Annotated in this window: 16 protein-coding genes; 9 read left to right on the top strand and 7 right to left on the bottom strand. The window is 69.3% G+C overall.

The genetic code is table 11. The features are described from left to right. Window position 1: 1 nt before the first annotated feature. From PSH03_RS05030 to PSH03_RS05020, 3 genes are all read right to left on the bottom strand, one after another. Window positions 2-1,966, bottom strand: a complete 1,965-nt coding sequence (locus tag PSH03_RS05030; RefSeq protein ID WP_210780575.1) for a CRTAC1 family protein — start codon at window positions 1,964-1,966, stop codon at window positions 2-4. A gap of 361 nt (window positions 1,967-2,327) precedes the next feature. After that, window positions 2,328-3,383: a carboxymuconolactone decarboxylase family protein gene (locus PSH03_RS05025; RefSeq protein ID WP_210780576.1), complete on the bottom strand. Its 1,056-nt coding sequence runs from the start codon at window positions 3,381-3,383 to the stop codon at window positions 2,328-2,330. A 37-nt stretch (window positions 3,384-3,420) separates the two neighbouring features. Further along, entirely contained in the window at window positions 3,421-4,476 is a 1,056-nt protein-coding gene (locus PSH03_RS05020) for a carboxymuconolactone decarboxylase family protein (protein ID WP_210780577.1), read from the bottom strand. 235 nt (window positions 4,477-4,711) lie between these two features. Between PSH03_RS05020 and PSH03_RS05015 the strand changes: the two genes are divergently transcribed. Together PSH03_RS05015 and PSH03_RS05010 are read left to right on the top strand one after the other, a co-directional pair. Next, window positions 4,712-5,281, top strand: a complete 570-nt coding sequence (locus PSH03_RS05015) for a hypothetical protein (RefSeq protein ID WP_238688395.1) — start codon at window positions 4,712-4,714, stop codon at window positions 5,279-5,281. A gap of 1 nt (window position 5,282) precedes the next feature. Further along, window positions 5,283-5,840 (top strand): copper resistance protein CopC, encoded by a 558-nt coding sequence (locus tag PSH03_RS05010; protein ID WP_210780579.1) that lies wholly within the window; start codon window positions 5,283-5,285, stop codon window positions 5,838-5,840. Window positions 5,841-5,955: 115 nt separating this feature from the next. On the opposite strand, the gene PSH03_RS05005 is transcribed toward PSH03_RS05010, so the two are convergent. After that, entirely contained in the window at window positions 5,956-6,918 is a 963-nt protein-coding gene (locus tag PSH03_RS05005; protein WP_210780580.1) for a DUF1702 family protein, read from the bottom strand. Next, window positions 6,915-7,913, bottom strand: coding sequence for a DUF1702 family protein (locus PSH03_RS05000; RefSeq protein ID WP_238688394.1), 999 nt, complete (start codon window positions 7,911-7,913; stop codon window positions 6,915-6,917). The genes PSH03_RS05005 and PSH03_RS05000 overlap by 4 nt, the downstream gene beginning before the upstream one ends. Before the next feature lie 161 nt (window positions 7,914-8,074). Here PSH03_RS05000 and PSH03_RS04995 point away from each other — a divergent pair, with 161 nt between their 5' ends. From PSH03_RS04995 to PSH03_RS04975, 5 genes are all read left to right on the top strand, one after another. Continuing rightward, window positions 8,075-8,626 (top strand): DUF5987 family protein, encoded by a 552-nt coding sequence (locus PSH03_RS04995; RefSeq protein ID WP_238688393.1) that lies wholly within the window; start codon window positions 8,075-8,077, stop codon window positions 8,624-8,626. After that, entirely contained in the window at window positions 8,623-10,257 is a 1,635-nt protein-coding gene (locus PSH03_RS04990) for a GMC family oxidoreductase N-terminal domain-containing protein (protein ID WP_238688392.1), read from the top strand. Before PSH03_RS04995 ends, PSH03_RS04990 begins: the two co-directional genes overlap by 4 nt. Before the next feature lie 350 nt (window positions 10,258-10,607). Further along, complete coding sequence (locus tag PSH03_RS04985) at window positions 10,608-11,399, top strand: helix-turn-helix domain-containing protein (RefSeq protein ID WP_247668695.1); 792 nt, start codon at window positions 10,608-10,610, stop codon at window positions 11,397-11,399. A gap of 119 nt (window positions 11,400-11,518) precedes the next feature. After that, on the top strand, window positions 11,519-12,172 hold the full coding sequence (locus tag PSH03_RS04980; RefSeq protein ID WP_210780584.1) for a MerR family transcriptional regulator: 654 nt from the start codon (window positions 11,519-11,521) through the stop codon (window positions 12,170-12,172). A 377-nt stretch (window positions 12,173-12,549) separates the two neighbouring features. Next, a complete protein-coding gene (locus PSH03_RS04975) occupies window positions 12,550-12,984 on the top strand; it encodes an SgcJ/EcaC family oxidoreductase (RefSeq protein ID WP_210780585.1) in 435 nt (144 codons plus the stop codon). 71 nt (window positions 12,985-13,055) lie between these two features. Here PSH03_RS04975 and PSH03_RS04970 read toward each other — a convergent pair whose 3' ends face one another. Next, window positions 13,056-13,493, bottom strand: a complete 438-nt coding sequence (locus PSH03_RS04970; protein WP_210780586.1) for an SCP2 sterol-binding domain-containing protein — start codon at window positions 13,491-13,493, stop codon at window positions 13,056-13,058. Between the two features lie 229 nt (window positions 13,494-13,722). Between PSH03_RS04970 and PSH03_RS04965 the strand changes: the two genes are divergently transcribed. Both PSH03_RS04965 and aroH read left to right on the top strand, forming a co-directional pair. Beyond that, entirely contained in the window at window positions 13,723-14,526 is an 804-nt protein-coding gene (locus PSH03_RS04965; RefSeq protein ID WP_210780587.1) for a TIGR03084 family metal-binding protein, read from the top strand. A gap of 16 nt (window positions 14,527-14,542) precedes the next feature. Then, entirely contained in the window at window positions 14,543-14,971 is a 429-nt protein-coding gene (gene aroH / locus PSH03_RS04960; RefSeq protein ID WP_238661001.1) for a chorismate mutase, read from the top strand. Here the strand turns inward: aroH and PSH03_RS04955 are convergent. Next, on the bottom strand, window positions 14,906-15,682 hold the full coding sequence (locus PSH03_RS04955; RefSeq protein WP_210780710.1) for an SDR family oxidoreductase: 777 nt from the start codon (window positions 15,680-15,682) through the stop codon (window positions 14,906-14,908). The two genes, aroH and PSH03_RS04955, sit on opposite strands and share 66 nt — an antisense overlap. Window positions 15,683-15,684 lie beyond the last annotated feature (2 nt).

Below are 15,684 nucleotides of genomic sequence, written 5' to 3'. Positions count from 1 at the left end.
CTCACCTCTCCTGGGCCTGGGCGCCGAGCTCGAGCGAGTGCCAGCCCGGGGTCATCGAAAGCTCCTGTTGATGCGGCTGACCGGTGCGATCACGCCAGTTCAGCTCGACCCGCACCGGGCCGGTCACGTTCTTGCCGAGTCCGATGTGGACTTCGCTGCTGCGCTTGCCGGAGTGGCCGCTGCCACCGTCGACACGGCCGAGCAGCACCCGACCGTCCGCGGTCGTGACCTTGACCTGGGCGCCGACGACTGGCGAACCAGCGGTCCCGGTCGCGGCCGTCGCGCCGGCCGGGGCGGGATGGGTCAGGCGGAGGCCGAGGAAGGCACCGGGGTTCGGGCTCTGGTTGTGGTAGAAGACCGGCTCGTCCCACTGCCGGGCGACCGCGAAGTCGAGGCGTCCGTCGCCGTCGGCGTCGCCGGTCGCGATGCCGCGGGTCGGCACCGGCGCGTCGAGGCCCAACCGCGGCGCGATGTCCACGTAGCGGCCACCGTCGGACTTGACGAAGAAGTGCAACCGCTGACTGCCGCCGATGTCGTCACCGGGGCGCACGTGCGGCCACCAGGTGGTGTTGGTGAGCAGGTTGTCATTGGACATCGCGAGTTCCTGCAGCTGCGGCCACCTGTTGACCTCGCCCTTGACGAAGCCGGTCGTCTGCGCCACGACCAGGTCGCCGCTGTTGTTGAAGTCCGCCATCTTCACGTCCCAGCCCCAGCCGGACCAGGCGAGCCCGAGCGGCGCGCTCTCGTCCTTGAACGGGGCGGTGCCGTCGTCGAGGTGGGTGCGAAGGTCCTTGTGGTCCTTCGCGGAATTGACGAAGGCGAAGTGGCTCTCCTCCAGGCCGAACGTGGTGGCGATGTTGCTGACGTACATGTCGTAGAGGCCGTCGCCGTCCAGGTCGCCGAAGTCGACGCCCATGCCCTTGAACGAGTCGGCGCCCACCCGCTTCGACTTGGGGACGAGCGGGTCACGGACGGCCTTGACCGGAGCGAACTCGATCTTGCCGGGGGTCGACCTGTTGTAGAGCATCCGGTCGGGGCCGAAGTCGTGGGCCACGTAGAGCTCCGGCAGAAGGTCCCCGTCGACGTCGTTGGCGGCCGCAGCGAGGGCCCAGCCCTTCGACACGGCGCGCGGAAGAACGTCGCTGACCAGTTCGAAGGTTGCCGTCGGCTCGGCGCCGGCGGTGGCGCCGGTGCACCGGAAGAAGTAGTCCTCGCCGCCGTTGAACGCCTGCGACATCGAATGGTTCATCGCGACACCGTCCTTCTTGGTGTCGTCGAGGACCGGGCCGTGCGGGAAGTAGTTGCCGACAAAGATGTCGACGTGGCCGTCACCGTCGAAGTCGTCGACCGCGACGGTGTTGGTGTTCCACTGCGGGCCGTCGTAGCGGTCACCGGGCGACTGGGGCAACACCTCGACCGGTCGGAAGGTGTCCATCGTCAGGCCGACCGCGCCGGCCTTGGCGAGGTAGAGGATCGGCGTACGTCCCCAGAGGTAGACCAGCACGTCGGTGCGGCCGTCCTCGTTGAAGTCGCCAGGGACGCACCCCATCGGCGCCATCGTGTCGCTCATCGGCAACGGCGCCGGATTGAGCGCGAACGGCGCGTAGCGGGGGGTGCCGGGGCGGGGCACGGGGGTGACCACCACCTGGTCGATACGGGGATCGGTGATGCACAGGTCGTTGGGCAGCCCGTCCCCGTCGAGATCGTTCATCGCGACGCCCGAGCCGACCGACGAGATCCACGCGTTGATGTCCTGGTACTTCTGGTTGACCTTGCGGACGGTCTGCTGCGGGTAGCCCCCCGGCATCGCGATCGAGGCCGGCTGGAACGCGAACCCGCTCGCGGTCCGCGCCAGCTCGGATGCCGAGGCGGAGGGCAACCGCCCCAGTTGGAAGAGCAGGGCGACCAGGGCCAGCGCCACGATTGCGGGTAGCCGCCGATGCAGCCATGAACCCTTCTGCGACATCTACTTGACCTCCGATTGTGACGGACGGGTACGGGGCCGGGAATCCCATTACCATCGGTTTGGTAATGGCATTTCACCGATTCCTGGACGGCTCCACGGAACGGGCATCAGCACCGATAGCCGCGAGCGCGAGTTTCCAGTTCCGACCCCTTCGAACAGGGAGTTTGGCGACGGACTATCACCACACATCCCGACTCACCGATTTCGGTGAACACGCTGGATAGAGCGTCGCAGGGGCCTTTAACGATGTCTTCTTCGTCTGTGCTGGGGGCTTCTTCGTTCGTGCGGTGCGCCCAATACCCGGACATACGTCAATATTCTCGGGGCACCGCCCCGGGTGATAATTGTGATCTCCGGCCGACTACCGAAGGTGTCGGCTGCCGACCGCCAGCGCGGTGGCGAAGCTGGCCCAGGCGACCGTCTCGACCAACACGGCGTCGCCCTCGTGCCAGGCCTGGAACTCCGCGACGGTCTCCTCGTCGACCTGATACGACGCGAAGGCCGCCAGCAGGGCGAGCCGGCCCGCGGACCGGTCGGGCTCCGGCAGGTCGGCGATCGCCCGCTCGCACCACTCACGACTCAGGCCGGTGTCGGCACCCTGCCAGGCATCGAGATGCGCGGCGACGAGCGCGCGCACCCGCGGAGGAACCGACCGCTCCCCGGCAGCGGTGAAGGCCGCGTTGGCGCGAGCCACCGCGTCCGCCACCGACGCGCTGCCCAGCGCCCAGCCCGCCTCCGGCGGCAGGTCGGCCGCGGGTAGCAGGGACAGTGAGCGACCGGCCGGGTGCTCCTCGCGCAGGATGGGGTGCAGCAACCGGCTGACGCCGCGCTTCATCCTCCGCTTGGCCCGGGAGCCGAGCTGCGGTGGCAGCAGGAAACTCGACAGGAAGACGTTGACCATGCGGCTCAGGTAGTGGAACCCCACCACGACGCCCACCAACTCGGCGCGCTCCGCCGGGGTGAGCGTCAGGTCGAACGCCGGGAAAGCCGCCGGCTGGTGGGCGGCCCGCGCCCAGCCGGCGAGCGTACGCACCCGCGGATCCACGACGTCCTCGACCCGGTCGGCGACGATCGCCTCGGCGTCGTGCTCGGTCGACAGGTCGTACATGCCGGTGCTGTGCATGTCGACGCAGTAGGGGCAGATGTTGGCAACCGACACCGCCGACGCCACCGCCTCCTTGGCCAGCCGGTCGACGGCGCCACCGGTCATCAGCGGCTCGCGCATCAGCATCCAGTAGGCGGCGAGTGTCCGGGGGGCCGGCGAGTGCAGCAGCAGCGGCGGTACGACCAGGCGCATCTCGTCGGTGGCCTGCCGGTAGACCTCGGCCACCAGACCGTCGGCTGCGGTGGGTGCGACAGGCGTCACGTACTTCACCTGGCGCTGAACGACCGACGAGACGACGCGGGCGGCGACCATGGTTACCTCCGTTGAGGGTGTGGACGTCGCACTAGCATCACGCCGGTAACGCCGCCGACCCCACTCCGAGCGTGCCGACCCGCAGCGCCGCCTTCATCGCCGCCCAGGAGGTGACCTCGATCAACTCCCGGTCGCCAACCCCCGTCGCCCGAAGCGCGTCGAAGTCGGCGTCGATCGACTGGTAGGAGCCGAACGCCGCCAGCAGGGCCAACCGGCCGGCGGGTTGGTCGGCCGGCGCGAGCGCCGATACCGCCTCGCTCAACCAGCCGCGGTTGGCCCCCGGAGGCCGCCCGTCCCAGGCGTCCAGCCGAGCGGTGACCAGCGACCGCACCGGGCCGGGCACCGAACGCAGGCCCGCGCGGTCGAAGGCGGCACCGGCCCGCGCGAACGCGTCGCCGATGCTCGGACTGCCGGCGGCCCACTCCGGCACCGCTGTCGCCGCCGCGGCGGGGAGCAGCGCCAGCGCCGCCCCCGGCTCGGGCCCGCTCCCGCGCAGATCCATCAACCTCCCGAACACCCTCCGGACCGTCGTCCGTGCGGCGCCGGGCAGCCGCGGCGGGAACGGCGACTCCGGGAGGAACAGGTTGACCATGCGGTTGATGTAGTGGAACACCACCGCCACGCCCAGCACCTCGGGGACCGCCGCGGCCCGCACCGGGACCGCCGCGGCGACGTGCCCGCTGTCGCGTGCCCAGCCCGCGACCGCCCGAAGGCCCGGATCGACGAGTTGGTGGAGGTTGCCCGAGGCGATCTGCGCCGACTCCCGCCCGCGAGCCAGGCCGTGCATCGTCGAGCTGTGCACGTCGACGCAGTAGGGGCAGGCGTTGCCGAGGGAGACGGCGGTCGCCACCGCCTCCTTCGTTCCCCGGTCGACGACACCCCTCGCGACAAGCGTTTCCCGCAGGATCATCCAGCACCCGGCGAGTGGCTCGGGGGCCGGTGAGTGCAGGGCAACCGGCGGGGCGAGCATTCCGAAGTCGCGTTCGACGTGCTCGTACACAGTGGCAACCAGTCCCTCGGCCACGGCGATCGGCACCGGCGTGACGTGCCGTACCGTCCCCGCGGCCCGGCGGGTGCCTCGAATCATGATCATGCCCACGACGCTCTCCCTTCGACCGCAAGCCCAAGGATGTCGATATCGACGGGCCGGGGCCGTCTCCGAACTTGCGGTATCGGGTCGATCCGCACGCGCACCAGGTGGTGGCCGCAGAAAATCGGCCGGCCGCCCGGGCCCGGGTCGGGGCACAAGAGCACGTCGAAAGAAATCCTTCCGTCACCCATTGATTACCGTAAACGCCGGGCCACGCCCTCTGACGAATGGAGTGTCCATGTCCGCTGTTGCGGCCCCACCGAGGTCGGGTTTCCTCGCGTCCCTCAACGGCCGGCACCACCGCGCCGCCCTGAACACCTTCATGGTGATCGTGATCGCGCACTGGGCGGAACACCTCGTGCAGGCGTACCAGATCTTCGTGCTCGACATGCCCCGACCCGCGTCGCGTGGCGTGCTCGGACAGTTCTGGCCGTGGTTGGTCACCTCGGAGTACCTGCACTACGGCTACGCCATCGTGATGCTCGTCGGTCTCTTCCTGCTCCGGCCGGGCTTCGTCGGTCGGGCCCGCACCTGGTGGACGATCGCTCTCGCCATCCAGTTCTGGCACCACATCGAGCACCTGCTGCTCCTCATCCAGGTGCAGGCCGGCTTCAACCTCTTCGGCGCCGCGGTGCCGACCAGCGTCCTGCAGCTCGTCATGCCCCGCGTCGAATTGCACCTGTTCTACAACTCGATCGTCTTCATCCCGATGCTGGTCGCGGTCTACTACCACCTGCGGCCGAGCCGGGTCGAGGTCGAGGCGATGCGGTGCAGCTGCGCGCCACGTCCCGTAGCGTCGCTGGCCTGACGTGGTCCGCCGAGGTGGGGCGCTGCTGCTCATCGTCCTCCTGCTGTCCAGCGTCGCGTCGTCGGCCTCCGCCGACGGCGGTCTGATCACCAGCGACCCTGCCGCGGGTGCCGCCGTCTCGGTGGCACCCGCGGCCGTCGCGCTCACGTTCTCCGACGCGCCGGACCTGGCGCTCTCCCACGTCGCCGTGCTCGACGACGCGGGCAACCCGATCCAGTCGGGCGACGCGCGACAGGGCCCGGAGCGCACGGTGACCGTGCCGATCACCGTCGCCCGTCCGGGCAACCTGACGGTCGCCTTCCACATGGCACTCACCAACGGGGGCGAGGCCACCGGAAGCCTGCGGTTCAGCGTGGGCACCGGGGTGGCACCTCCGGCGCCGTCCGAGGTCGTCCGGCAGGCCACCGCCGACGCACTCACCGCGCACCAACACTCGATCGACCCGATGAGCGCCTTCCTGCTCTTCGTCGACGGGCTCGCCGTGGTGGTCGTGCTGGCACTGCTGTACCTCCGCCGGCCCTACCAGGCCGCGCCCGACACGCCCGACCCGCGTCCGTGATCATTCCGGCGGCGCCGGTGACCAGTCCACAAGGCCACCGGCTGAGTAGGTGACCGGCGGCTGCACGTCACAAGCAGAAGGGGCCCCGCCGGACGGCGGGGCCCCTTGCCGCCGGTCAACTGCCGAAGTTGGCGACCATGGCCGCGGCGATGCGCTCGCGCCAGACCGCGAACGCCGGGGTCTGCCCGTCAGCGGGCAGGTCGACAAGCGCCTCGTCGGTGACCTTCGAGGCGCTGGCCGGCGACATGCCGCAGAGCAGCTCGGTCGCCAGCTCGGTGTGAGGCTGCACGAGGTCGGCCTTGACCCGGGACGCCGCCGCGAAGGCGACACCCTGCATGAGCTGGGGGCGGTATGGGCCGGCCAGGTCCCGCAACCGGCGCAGCTCGGTGTCCGACGCGCCGCCCGCGTACCCCGCGGCGAGGCCGGTGCCCGCCCACAGGTCGGGTCGCCGCGCCACCGGGAAGCGGTTGAGCAGGCCGGCCACCGTCTCGGGATCGGTGCCACCGACGAACCACGACGCCCGGCCGATGCCCTGGTCGATGGCGTTGTTGGCGTACGGGTGGCCCGGCCACGGGAAGCGTTCGTCGCGGAACTGCTGGTGCACGTAGCGTTTGGTGACGAAGTAGGCCTGGTGGAACCCGTACCCGTCGAGGACCAGCCAGCGCAGCAGCGGGTCCGGGGCGTACAGGGTGGACCAGCGGAAACGGGGAAGTCGGGCCATCGCCCAGCCCACCCCGACGTAGACCATGTAGACGTGGTGTCGGGCCCGCCCGTCGAGGAAGTCGGCGACGTGCCGGGTCCCGCCGCCGGGCAACCCGTCGCGCATCGCCAGGGCCATCGCGGCGCCCTCGTAGGCGAAGCCGCGATAGCCGGTCGGCACCTGTTCCAGCGACGGTTCGGCATCCGTGGGCCGCTTCGCCTCGGCCGCGAACGCGTACCCGGCGAGGAATGTGCGGCCGACGGTCTCCAACCGCTCCCGCCCGGCGGCGGACTTCACATGGAAGCCGCGGACGTCCATCCTGGTGGCCGCGACGTCGGGGGTCAGCACCCTGCGTCGCAGGCTGCGCCAAACGCTCATCGAACCCTCCTGTCCTCATCGTGAATGGCGGCGAGGCGGGCCCGGATCCGGTGGCGCCACACCTCGTAGTCGGGTTCCTCGGTGTCGGCGAAACCCACGGCCGCGACCTCGTCGGCCAGTGCCGCGGCCTTCTCGGCGGGCAGGCCGGCGAGGATGGTGACACCCGCCTCGCTGTGTTCGGGCAGGTAGCCGGCGAAGGTACGCGCCTTCGCGGCGAAGACCGAGCCCTGCCCGAGGTGGTCGCGGTGCGCACCGGCGGCGGTGCGGAGGTGCCGCAGCCCTTCGGGTGTGGTGCCGCCGGCGAACGTCGCGGCCAGACCGACCCCGCTCCACAGGTCGGCCCGCCGCTCCGGGGCGAACCGTTCGACGGCCGCCGTGACGTCGGCGGGTTCGCCGCCGTGAATGAACCACAGCGCACGACCGATTCCCTGGTCGACGGCGCGCGGGAAGTAGTCGGCGCGGCCGAGCCACGGGTACGGCGCCAGCCTGCGCTGCTGCCCCACCCACCGGTCGGTCTCGAAGTAGGCGCGGTCGAAGCCGTAGCCGTCGACAGCCAACCAGCTCATGGTCGGGTAGTAGGGGGTGCCGGTCAGGTCCGGCAGCACGTTTTTCCACAGTGGACGGGGCAGCCGGGCCATCGCGAAGCCGATCCCGATGTAGGTCAGGAAGGTGTGTGGCAGGCCGGGGCCGCTCAGCAGGTCCCGGGCCTGGTGGCGCCGCCCGCCCGGCATGGCGTCGCGGACCGTCAGTGCCATGGTGGCGCCCTCGTAGGCGAAGCCGCGCTGCTCCTGATCGACCAGCTCCAGGCGTCGCTCCAGTTCCCACTGGTCACGCGCCTCGATACCCCACTCGAAGCCGCAGATCACCGCCTGTGGGATCGCTTCGAGACGCTCGGTTGTCGGGCTCGGCCTGACCGGGAAGCCCCGGCCTTCGAACGTGACGTCGGTCAGCGACGGCGTCAGCGCCATCCGGCGGATCGCACCCAGCATCGGCATGTCGCTCGTACCTCCCAAGTTTTGTTCCATCGTGCGCGCGGGTGCCCCGGCGGTTCGTCTTCAGGCGTGCGCGGTCGGCCGACGGCACGACGGAAGAACGGCACGGATCGCGGCGGGAACACAATGTCCGCAGCGATGAATCTGCGGCCTGGAGGCATTTCGTGGAAGTTCCAGACAAGACCATCACGATCGAGGCTTTTGCCGACACGATCATTCCAGGAGAGAAACGCTGGCCGGGCGATCGCGCGATCGCGGGCGCCGCAACCGGCGCCGGCGCGGTCGCGGCCGGCGCGCTCGCACTACTGGAGCTGCCCGCGGGCGGTCTGGCCGAAGCGCTCGATTCCCTCGCGGTGACCCTGAACGAGCACGCCGACGATTACGCGCACGAAACCGGGCTCAGCCTCGATGCGTCGGTGCCGTCGTTCGTGGCACTGCCCTTCGACCACCGCACCGCGCTGGTGCGCATCCTTACCGACCCCGGCCATCCCGAGAAGCAGATGTGGGTGAGCCTTGCCCTCTTCTGCAACATGGCCTTTGACAGCGCGGCCCACATGAGCACGCCGACGGCCTTCGCGAGCGGCCATCCAGGGCTTCTCACCATCGGCTATTCCCAACCGAACGCCGACGGCATCTACCGGTTTCCGGAGTTCAGCTACGGACGGCAGCTCGCCGACCACCATCCACAAACGACAGCGACGGGGAGCCCCGCATGACCGCAACGGAATCGACCGACATCCTCGTCATCGGCAGCGGGTTCGGCGGCGCGATCGCTGCCTATCACCTCGCCGCCGGTGGCGCCTCGGTGGTGGTGTTGGAGCGCGGGCCCTGGCTGCGCGCGGACGAGTTCGACCACGACTTCGAACTCGGTAAGTCGTACACCCGGATCTTCGACTTCGTCGTGGGCGACGGGATGAGCATCCTGGGCGGCAACTGCGTGGGTGGCGGCAGTGTCGTCTACTTCGCGACCATGCCACGGGCGCCCCGGTTCGTCTTCGACCGGCAGGGCAGCATCGGCCGCCGGATGTGGCCGGCGGCGATCAACCGCGACACGCTAGACCCGTGGTACGACCGGGTCGCGGAGGCGCTGCCGATCACCCAGCAGACCTGGGACCGCATCCCCTATGCCGGCGGGCTCTGGGGGGCGGCGTGCCGGCACGCCGGACGGACCGCCAACCCGGCGCCGGCGGCGATCGACGTGGATCTCTGCACGAACTGCAACTGGATGATGGCCGGCTGCCGGTTCGACGCCAAGCGCTCGCTGTTGCTCAACTATCTACCGGCAGCTCTCGACCACGGTGCCGAAATCCGCCCGCTGCACGAGGTGCAGCATCTGTCCCGAAATTCCGACGGTGGCTATCGCGTCCATTACCGGATTGTCGACGGAGAGGACTACAGAATTCTGCACGAATCCGGCGAGATCGACGCGAAGATTGTCGTCGTCGCCGCCGGATCCGGTGCCACTCCAGTCATTCTGCAACGTTCGGAACCACACCTCGGGAAAATGCCACACGCAGTTGGTCGGTATTTCTCGGGTAACGGCGAAAGGCTGAATACCGCTATTTTCGACGAAGAAAAGGTACGCGACGTGCTCGGCCTGAGCCGACCCGACGGACGCGCGTACTCCGCTTATCAGATCGGACGCGGCCCCACTGTCGCTTCCTGGGACAAGCTCGACGGCTCACTTCCCGAATACGAGCGTTTCTCCTTGGAGCAGCTCTACTTCCCGCCCGGTCTCGGCACGATTCTGGCGCAGGTTCCGGGCGCGACCGGGCCGAGCTGGTTCGGCCTGGAGAAGAAGGAGATGCTGCGTCAGTGGCAGTCGTGGTTGACGATCTTCACGATGTCGGAGGACGACAACGAGGGGGTCTTCGGGCCGCCACCGGAGACCGGCAACGCGCATCGGCTGTCGCAGCAGATGCTCGGGGTGGGCTCGCTGCGCTACGAACCGACGAAGAACACGTGGCGCGGATGGTCGCTGTCCGACGCCGAGGTAAAGGACATTCTCGAACGGGACGGGCTGGCCCGGGTCGCCCCCTGGACCAACGACCTGGTCGGCGCGTACACGGTGCATCCACTCGCCTCCTGCCGAATCGGCGACGACCCGGCGACCTCGGCCCTCGACGACCGGCACGAATTGCGTGACCACCCGGGCATCTTCGTCACCGACGGCTCGGCGGTGCCCGGCGCCCTCACCGTCAACCCGGCCCTGACGATCGCGGCGCTGGCCGAGCGGGCGATGCCGGGAATCGTCGCCGCGGCCCAGGCGCGAGGGGTTCCGGTCAGCTACAACGGCACGTTGCCCGCCCCAGCCACGGCGCCCGCCGTCGCCGCTCCCGCGGGTTGATGCTCCGGGCGAACATTGACAATGCGGAAGATTGAACTTTACGCACCCTTTGAGATGTCTCGACTCCTGGACGTGTATTAGAGACTATCACTATCTACCACGGAGCCGCCCCTACTCCACGATTGCGCTCCGTATCCAAGCAAATCTGCAGTGTTGCGGCCGAGGGCGGGATCGACTAACGTCGACATGGATCTCGGTGGATCACCAACCGGACACCGGCGGTGACCGAGAGGCGTATCTCAGAAATTGATTTACGTCTTTGGTGAGACCGGCAAGCTGTTCTCACGAATTGCTGGGGAGGAATCGTGGGGGACGCGGTTGAGGAAGCAGCGAAGCGCGCAATTGAGACAATGCGCGAGAACCTCAGCGAGCAAATTACCGTAAGCGACATGGCCCGAGCGGCGATGTTCAGCAAATTCCACTTCACCAGGATATTCCAGCGCGCAACCGGAGTGTCGCCAGGTCGTTTCCTGTCGGCACTCCGGTTGCAACGCGCCAAGGATCTGCTGGTCTCGACGTCGCTCAACGTCGCACACATCAGCGTGCGAGTTGGCTACAACAGTGTCGGAACGTTCAGCTCCCGTTTCAGCAAGAGCGTTGGAATGTCACCGACGGCGTACCGCAAGCTGGCCGGGTACGCCCCGCACATTCCGGTGGCGCCGACGCCGGCCGCAGGCACACCATCGAAGGCCAGCATCCATGGCCAGGTCCACGCGTCCAGCCAGGCCAGCCCGGGCCTCGTGTTCATCGGTCTCTTCCCGGACCGCATACCCGAGGGCCGGCCGATCCGATGCACCATCCTGTCCGGTCCCGGGTTGTTCCACTTCACCGGCGTGCCGCCGGGCACCTGGTACCTGCTGTCCCAGTCGGTCACCGGCGATCCCACGGAGATCGCCACCGACCCGCACAGTCGTCCCGTCTTCGTCGCCACCCACGGGCCACTCGCCATCGCCCACGACACCGTGCTCACGGTGGATGTCGATCTACAGCCCGTGACGGCCCTGGACCCGCCGGTCCTGCTCGCTCTCCTCGACGCACGCAAGGTGGCGCTCAGCGTCGTGGCCGCCCAGGAGAAGGCTCGGGCAGCCACCATCCTCTCCGCACGCTTTCCGGCCCGGTCGGTCGACCGTCCGGCCGCCTGACCGGAATCACCCACCCGTGCCCGTGCCCCGCTTCCGGTGTGCACGGGCACGCGGTCGTGATTCAACGACACCGGCTCATCGAAGAGTGGTCGACATGACGGGTTTACCTGGGGGAACCGATGCGCATTTCCTATCTGAGCAAAGAGACGGGCCTACCCGTCGCCACAATCAAGTACTACCTCCGGGAACGGCTCCTTCCCCCTGGTAGACCCACCGGTCGCAACCAGGCCGACTACGACGACCGTCATCTGCGCCGCCTGCAACTCATCCGTGCGCTCACCCACGTCGGGAAGCTCGACCTGTCGACCGTCCGGCAACTGCTCGCGAGCATCGAGGACCGCCAGCTTCCCCTGGCCGGGCTCTACGAGGTGGCGCACTCACTCAGCGGCGGAGCCGCCAATCTGTCCGACGCCACCGCCGACGTCGACCAGTTCATCGACGAGCTGGGCTGGGCGGTGCACCCCGACGCGGCCGGGCGCGCCCAGCTCGCGCAGGTCGTCACCGCGCTGCGCCGGCTCGGCTGCGACTGCAGCATCCAGTTCTTCGCACCGTACGCGGCGATGACCGAGCAGCTCGTGGCACAGGAGATGGCCCTGCTGCCCGCCGACCACGCGGACGTCGATCGGGCGGCCGCGGTGGTTCGAGCGGTGCTGCTGGAGGTCGCCCTGACCGCTGTGCACCGGATGGCGCGCGAGCACTACGTAAACCAGTGGCTCGGCAAGGGCTCGTCCGAGCACCCCGCTCGCGCGGAGGCCACCGCGGACCGGGCGTGAGCCGCCGCGATCAGGGCGTGAGCCGCCGCGGAAAGGGCGTGAGCCGCCGCGGCGTGCGGTGAGCAGCCCAGGCGCGGGCTGACCGGGTGGAGCGCTGTGGTTGTCGTCGTCCACGACGAGGCCAGAGATCACGCGACAATGCCCGGACACGGGCTGTCCTCCTGTCGAAGCCCCCGATCGGATTCAACCGTGGTTGTCGTGGCCATCCGAGCATGCCGCTAACAGCGGTGCGCAGTCTTCTTTGAGAATGCCGAGTTGGACGCGACCAACGCGCACTCCAGGAGAACGGAACGGCCCCTGCCAGCACTAGCCTCGGCAACGTCGGGATGCAACACCGACCGACCTCCTCGCCACCATCCAAGAATCGAGGACCAGCGATGACCACCAGTTCTTCCGCACCGTTGGTGACTGGCATCTCCGGCGCCGACCAAGTGGCCATAGCGGCGGTACCCGGCCGCCTGGTCAAAGCGTGGGCGGCTCAGGACGCGCAGGCGTTCGCGGACATCTTCGTCGACGACGGGTCGATGTTGCTACCGGGTGTCTACCGCCAGGGCAAGGACAACATTCGCGATTTCATGTCGACAGCGTTCGGCGGCCCGTTCAAGGGCACCCGGGTCACCGGCACGCCGGTGGAGATCAAGGCGCTGGCCCCGGGTGCGGTCGCGCTGATCACGGAGGGTGGTGTCATCCCGGCCGGCGAGACGACGCTTCCCGACCGGGCGGCCATCCGCGCGTCCTGGATTCTCGTCAACCGCGACGGCGAGTGGCTGCTCGCCGTCTACCAGAACTGCCCGCGCGACCGCGTCGCCTGACCCGACCGGCACCCCAAACCGAACGACGCCGATGACTGCGAGAGTCATCGGCGTCGTTCTTGGCCGGCCGGTCAGCCTCTTGGCGGATCGAACAGGGTGGGGAACTTCGCGGTCAGGGCCAGGTCGCCCTTGGTCTTGAGGCGACCGCGCATCACCAGCGCCACCGCGTGCGCGTTGCCAGTGACGAGGTTGAGGAAGTCCACCCCACCCAGCGAGAGCGTGAGATCGGGGTGTCGACCGTTGCCCGGTGTGCTGACGCAGGCACCGTCGGCGATGACCATCTCGTAGACGTCGACGCCGCCGTCGGGCCGGTCGCCGATCCGCCAGTGGATCACGGCGGTGAGCGCGCCGGCACGATCGGCGCGAAACACCTGGGGCATGTTGGTGAAGATCTCGTCGATGACGTCCGTCCGCCGCGGGCCGTGCATCAGCCGGCGCAGCTCGCCGTTGGGGGTCTGCTTGACGAACACCGCGAGCTCGCGCGGGCTCATTGTTGTGGGGTCGCTCATAGGGATTAGGTTGGCCGATCGGCCACCGGACGGACATCTCCGAGAGTGCGTTCAGTGGCGGATCCGCGCAGGTCGCGCACGTAGCGAGACGACGGCGCGGGGGTGACCGTCCAATGATTGATCCGACCTGCTCCACAGGCGCGCACCGCGCACCAGCCGTCCGGCCGCGGGAACACCGGTGTCCCCTTCCGCGGCACGACACGAGCCCTGTAGCGGAAGGAAGAACCACATGTCAGCACAGCCCGATGTGTTCGCCGATCTGGTCAGCGAGGGCGATGCGTTCGACACGCTGATCGCCGACCTGGACGACGCCGGTTGGCGCACCGCGACGCCCGCCGTCGGCTGGACGGTCGCCCACCAGGTGGCCCACCTCTCCGCGGTGTTTCGCCTGGCGGGGCTCTCGGCGTCCGACCCGGACACGTTCAGCCGGTTCCTCTCCTCCATGAGCGGCAGCTTCGAGTCCAACGTCGCCGCCGCGATGGCCCCGTACCTCGCCGCCCCACCGCCGGCGCTGTTCGCCAAGTGGCAGGAGGAGCGGTCGACAGCGGAGAAGGCGTTGGCGGCGCACGCGCCGACCGACATCGTGCCGTGGCTGGTCCGTCCGATGCCGGCCGCCATCCTGGCGGGCGCCGGCATGATGGAGCTGTTCGGCCACGGGCAGGACGTCGCCGACGCACTCGGCGTCGAGCGCCGGCACACCGACCGGATCCGGCACCTGTGCGGGTTCGCCGCACGCACCTGGGACTTCGGTTACCTGGCCCGCGAGGAGGACGTTCCGGACGTGGAGTTCGGCTACACCCTCACCGCCCCGTCCGGCGCCACCTGGACGTTCGGCCCGCCGGACGCGGACCAGCGGATCAGCGGCCCGGCTGTCGACTTCTGCCTGCTGGTGACCCGCCGACGGCACCGCGACGACCTGCGGCTGAGCGCGGTCGGCCCGGACGCCGAGCACTGGCTGGACATCGCGCAGGCGTACCGGGGTCCGGCCGGATCGGGCCGCCAGCCCGGCCAGTTCGCCGCCGCGACGCGCTGACGACGGGGGTACGACGATGACGGCACCGACCCTGCGGGCGATCCGGGGCGCGATCCAGGTCGACCGGGACAGTCCAGATGTGGTCGGGGCCGGTACGCGGCTCCTGCTCGACGAGGTCGTCCGGCGCAACGAACTGGCGCCGGACGACCTCGTCAGCATCCTGTTCACCGCCACACCCGACCTGGTGAGCTGTTTCCCGGCGGTCGCCGCCCGGCAGCTCGGTCTGCACGACGTACCCCTGTTGTGCGCCGCCGAGATCGACGTGCCCGGCGCGCTGCCCCGGGTCGTGCGGATGCTGGCCCACGTGCTGACCGCACGGCCGCGAGCGGCCGTGCGGCACGTCTATCTCGGGGGCGCCGAGGTGCTGCGCCCCGATCTGTCAGCGATGCAGCTCGCCGGCGTTCACGTCGAGACACTGCCCGGTGATGGCGCTGGCCAGGTCTGACGCGAGGAAGACGACGGCGTTGGCCACCTCGTCCGCCTCGGGCAGGCGACGCAGGTCGAGGCTCGCCGCCGTCTCGTCGTAGACCTGCTTCTCGGTGATGCCGCGTTCCTGGGCCAGGTAGGCGAAGTAGCCGCGGAGCCCGTCGGACCAGACGTAGTTGGGCATCACCGTGTTCACCCGCACGCCTGATGGACCCAGCTCGGTCGAGAGGCTCTGCGCCAGCGCGAGCAGACCGGACTTCGACATCCGGTACGCGCCGAACGACGGCTTCGACTGCCGTACCACCATCGCATTGATCATGACGATGGCGCCGTTGTGCTCGGTCAGCGTCGGGGCCAGCCGTTGGGTGATCCGCAGCGCCCCGAACACGTCGGTTTCCAGGCTCGCCCGCACGGCGTCGACGTCGATCGCTGTGAGGTCGGCGAAGGCCGGCACCGCGAACGCGTTGTACACCAACACGTCCACCCGCCCGAACGCCTGCAGCGCCGAGTCGGCCAGGGCGGCGACCGCGGCGTCGTCGGTCAGGTCGGTCGGTGCCGCGAGCGCCCGCCGGCCGAGCTGTTCGACCTCCTTGGCGACCTCGGCGAGGACCGACTCGTTACGCGCGGCCAGTACGACGTCGGCGCCGGCCCGGGCACAGGCGAGCGCGATCGCCCGTCCGAGCCCGGGCCCCACACCGGCGACCACTGCGACTTTGTCCTGCAACATCAGCG

Source organism: Micromonospora salmantinae, assembly GCF_022230905.1.
GTDB classification, from domain to species: Bacteria; Actinomycetota; Actinomycetes; order Mycobacteriales; family Micromonosporaceae; genus Micromonospora; species Micromonospora salmantinae.
This window is presented reverse-complemented; position numbering and strand designations above follow the sequence as displayed.

Bases quoted from the DNA above. Each gene is read 5' to 3' on its own strand.
- PSH03_RS05030 (WP_210780575.1), bottom strand. From the start codon at position 1,966: ATGTCGCAGAAGGGTTCATGGCTGCATCGGCGGCTACCCGCAATCGTG.
- PSH03_RS05025 (WP_210780576.1), bottom strand. From the start codon at position 3,383: ATGGTCGCCGCCCGCGTCGTCTCGTCGGTCGTTCAGCGCCAGGTGAAG.
- PSH03_RS05020 (WP_210780577.1), bottom strand. From the start codon at position 4,476: ATGATCATGATTCGAGGCACCCGCCGGGCCGCGGGGACGGTACGGCAC.
- PSH03_RS05015 (WP_238688395.1), top strand. From the start codon at position 4,712: ATGTCCGCTGTTGCGGCCCCACCGAGGTCGGGTTTCCTCGCGTCCCTC.
- PSH03_RS05005 (WP_210780580.1), bottom strand. From the start codon at position 6,918: ATGAGCGTTTGGCGCAGCCTGCGACGCAGGGTGCTGACCCCCGACGTC.
- PSH03_RS05000 (WP_238688394.1), bottom strand. From the start codon at position 7,913: ATGCCGATGCTGGGTGCGATCCGCCGGATGGCGCTGACGCCGTCGCTG.
- PSH03_RS04990 (WP_238688392.1), top strand. From the start codon at position 8,623: ATGACCGCAACGGAATCGACCGACATCCTCGTCATCGGCAGCGGGTTC.
- PSH03_RS04985 (WP_247668695.1), top strand. From the start codon at position 10,608: ATGCGCGAGAACCTCAGCGAGCAAATTACCGTAAGCGACATGGCCCGA.
- PSH03_RS04980 (WP_210780584.1), top strand. From the start codon at position 11,519: ATGCGCATTTCCTATCTGAGCAAAGAGACGGGCCTACCCGTCGCCACA.
- PSH03_RS04975 (WP_210780585.1), top strand. From the start codon at position 12,550: ATGACCACCAGTTCTTCCGCACCGTTGGTGACTGGCATCTCCGGCGCC.
- PSH03_RS04970 (WP_210780586.1), bottom strand. From the start codon at position 13,493: ATGAGCGACCCCACAACAATGAGCCCGCGCGAGCTCGCGGTGTTCGTC.
- PSH03_RS04965 (WP_210780587.1), top strand. From the start codon at position 13,723: ATGTCAGCACAGCCCGATGTGTTCGCCGATCTGGTCAGCGAGGGCGAT.
- aroH (WP_238661001.1), top strand. From the start codon at position 14,543: ATGACGGCACCGACCCTGCGGGCGATCCGGGGCGCGATCCAGGTCGAC.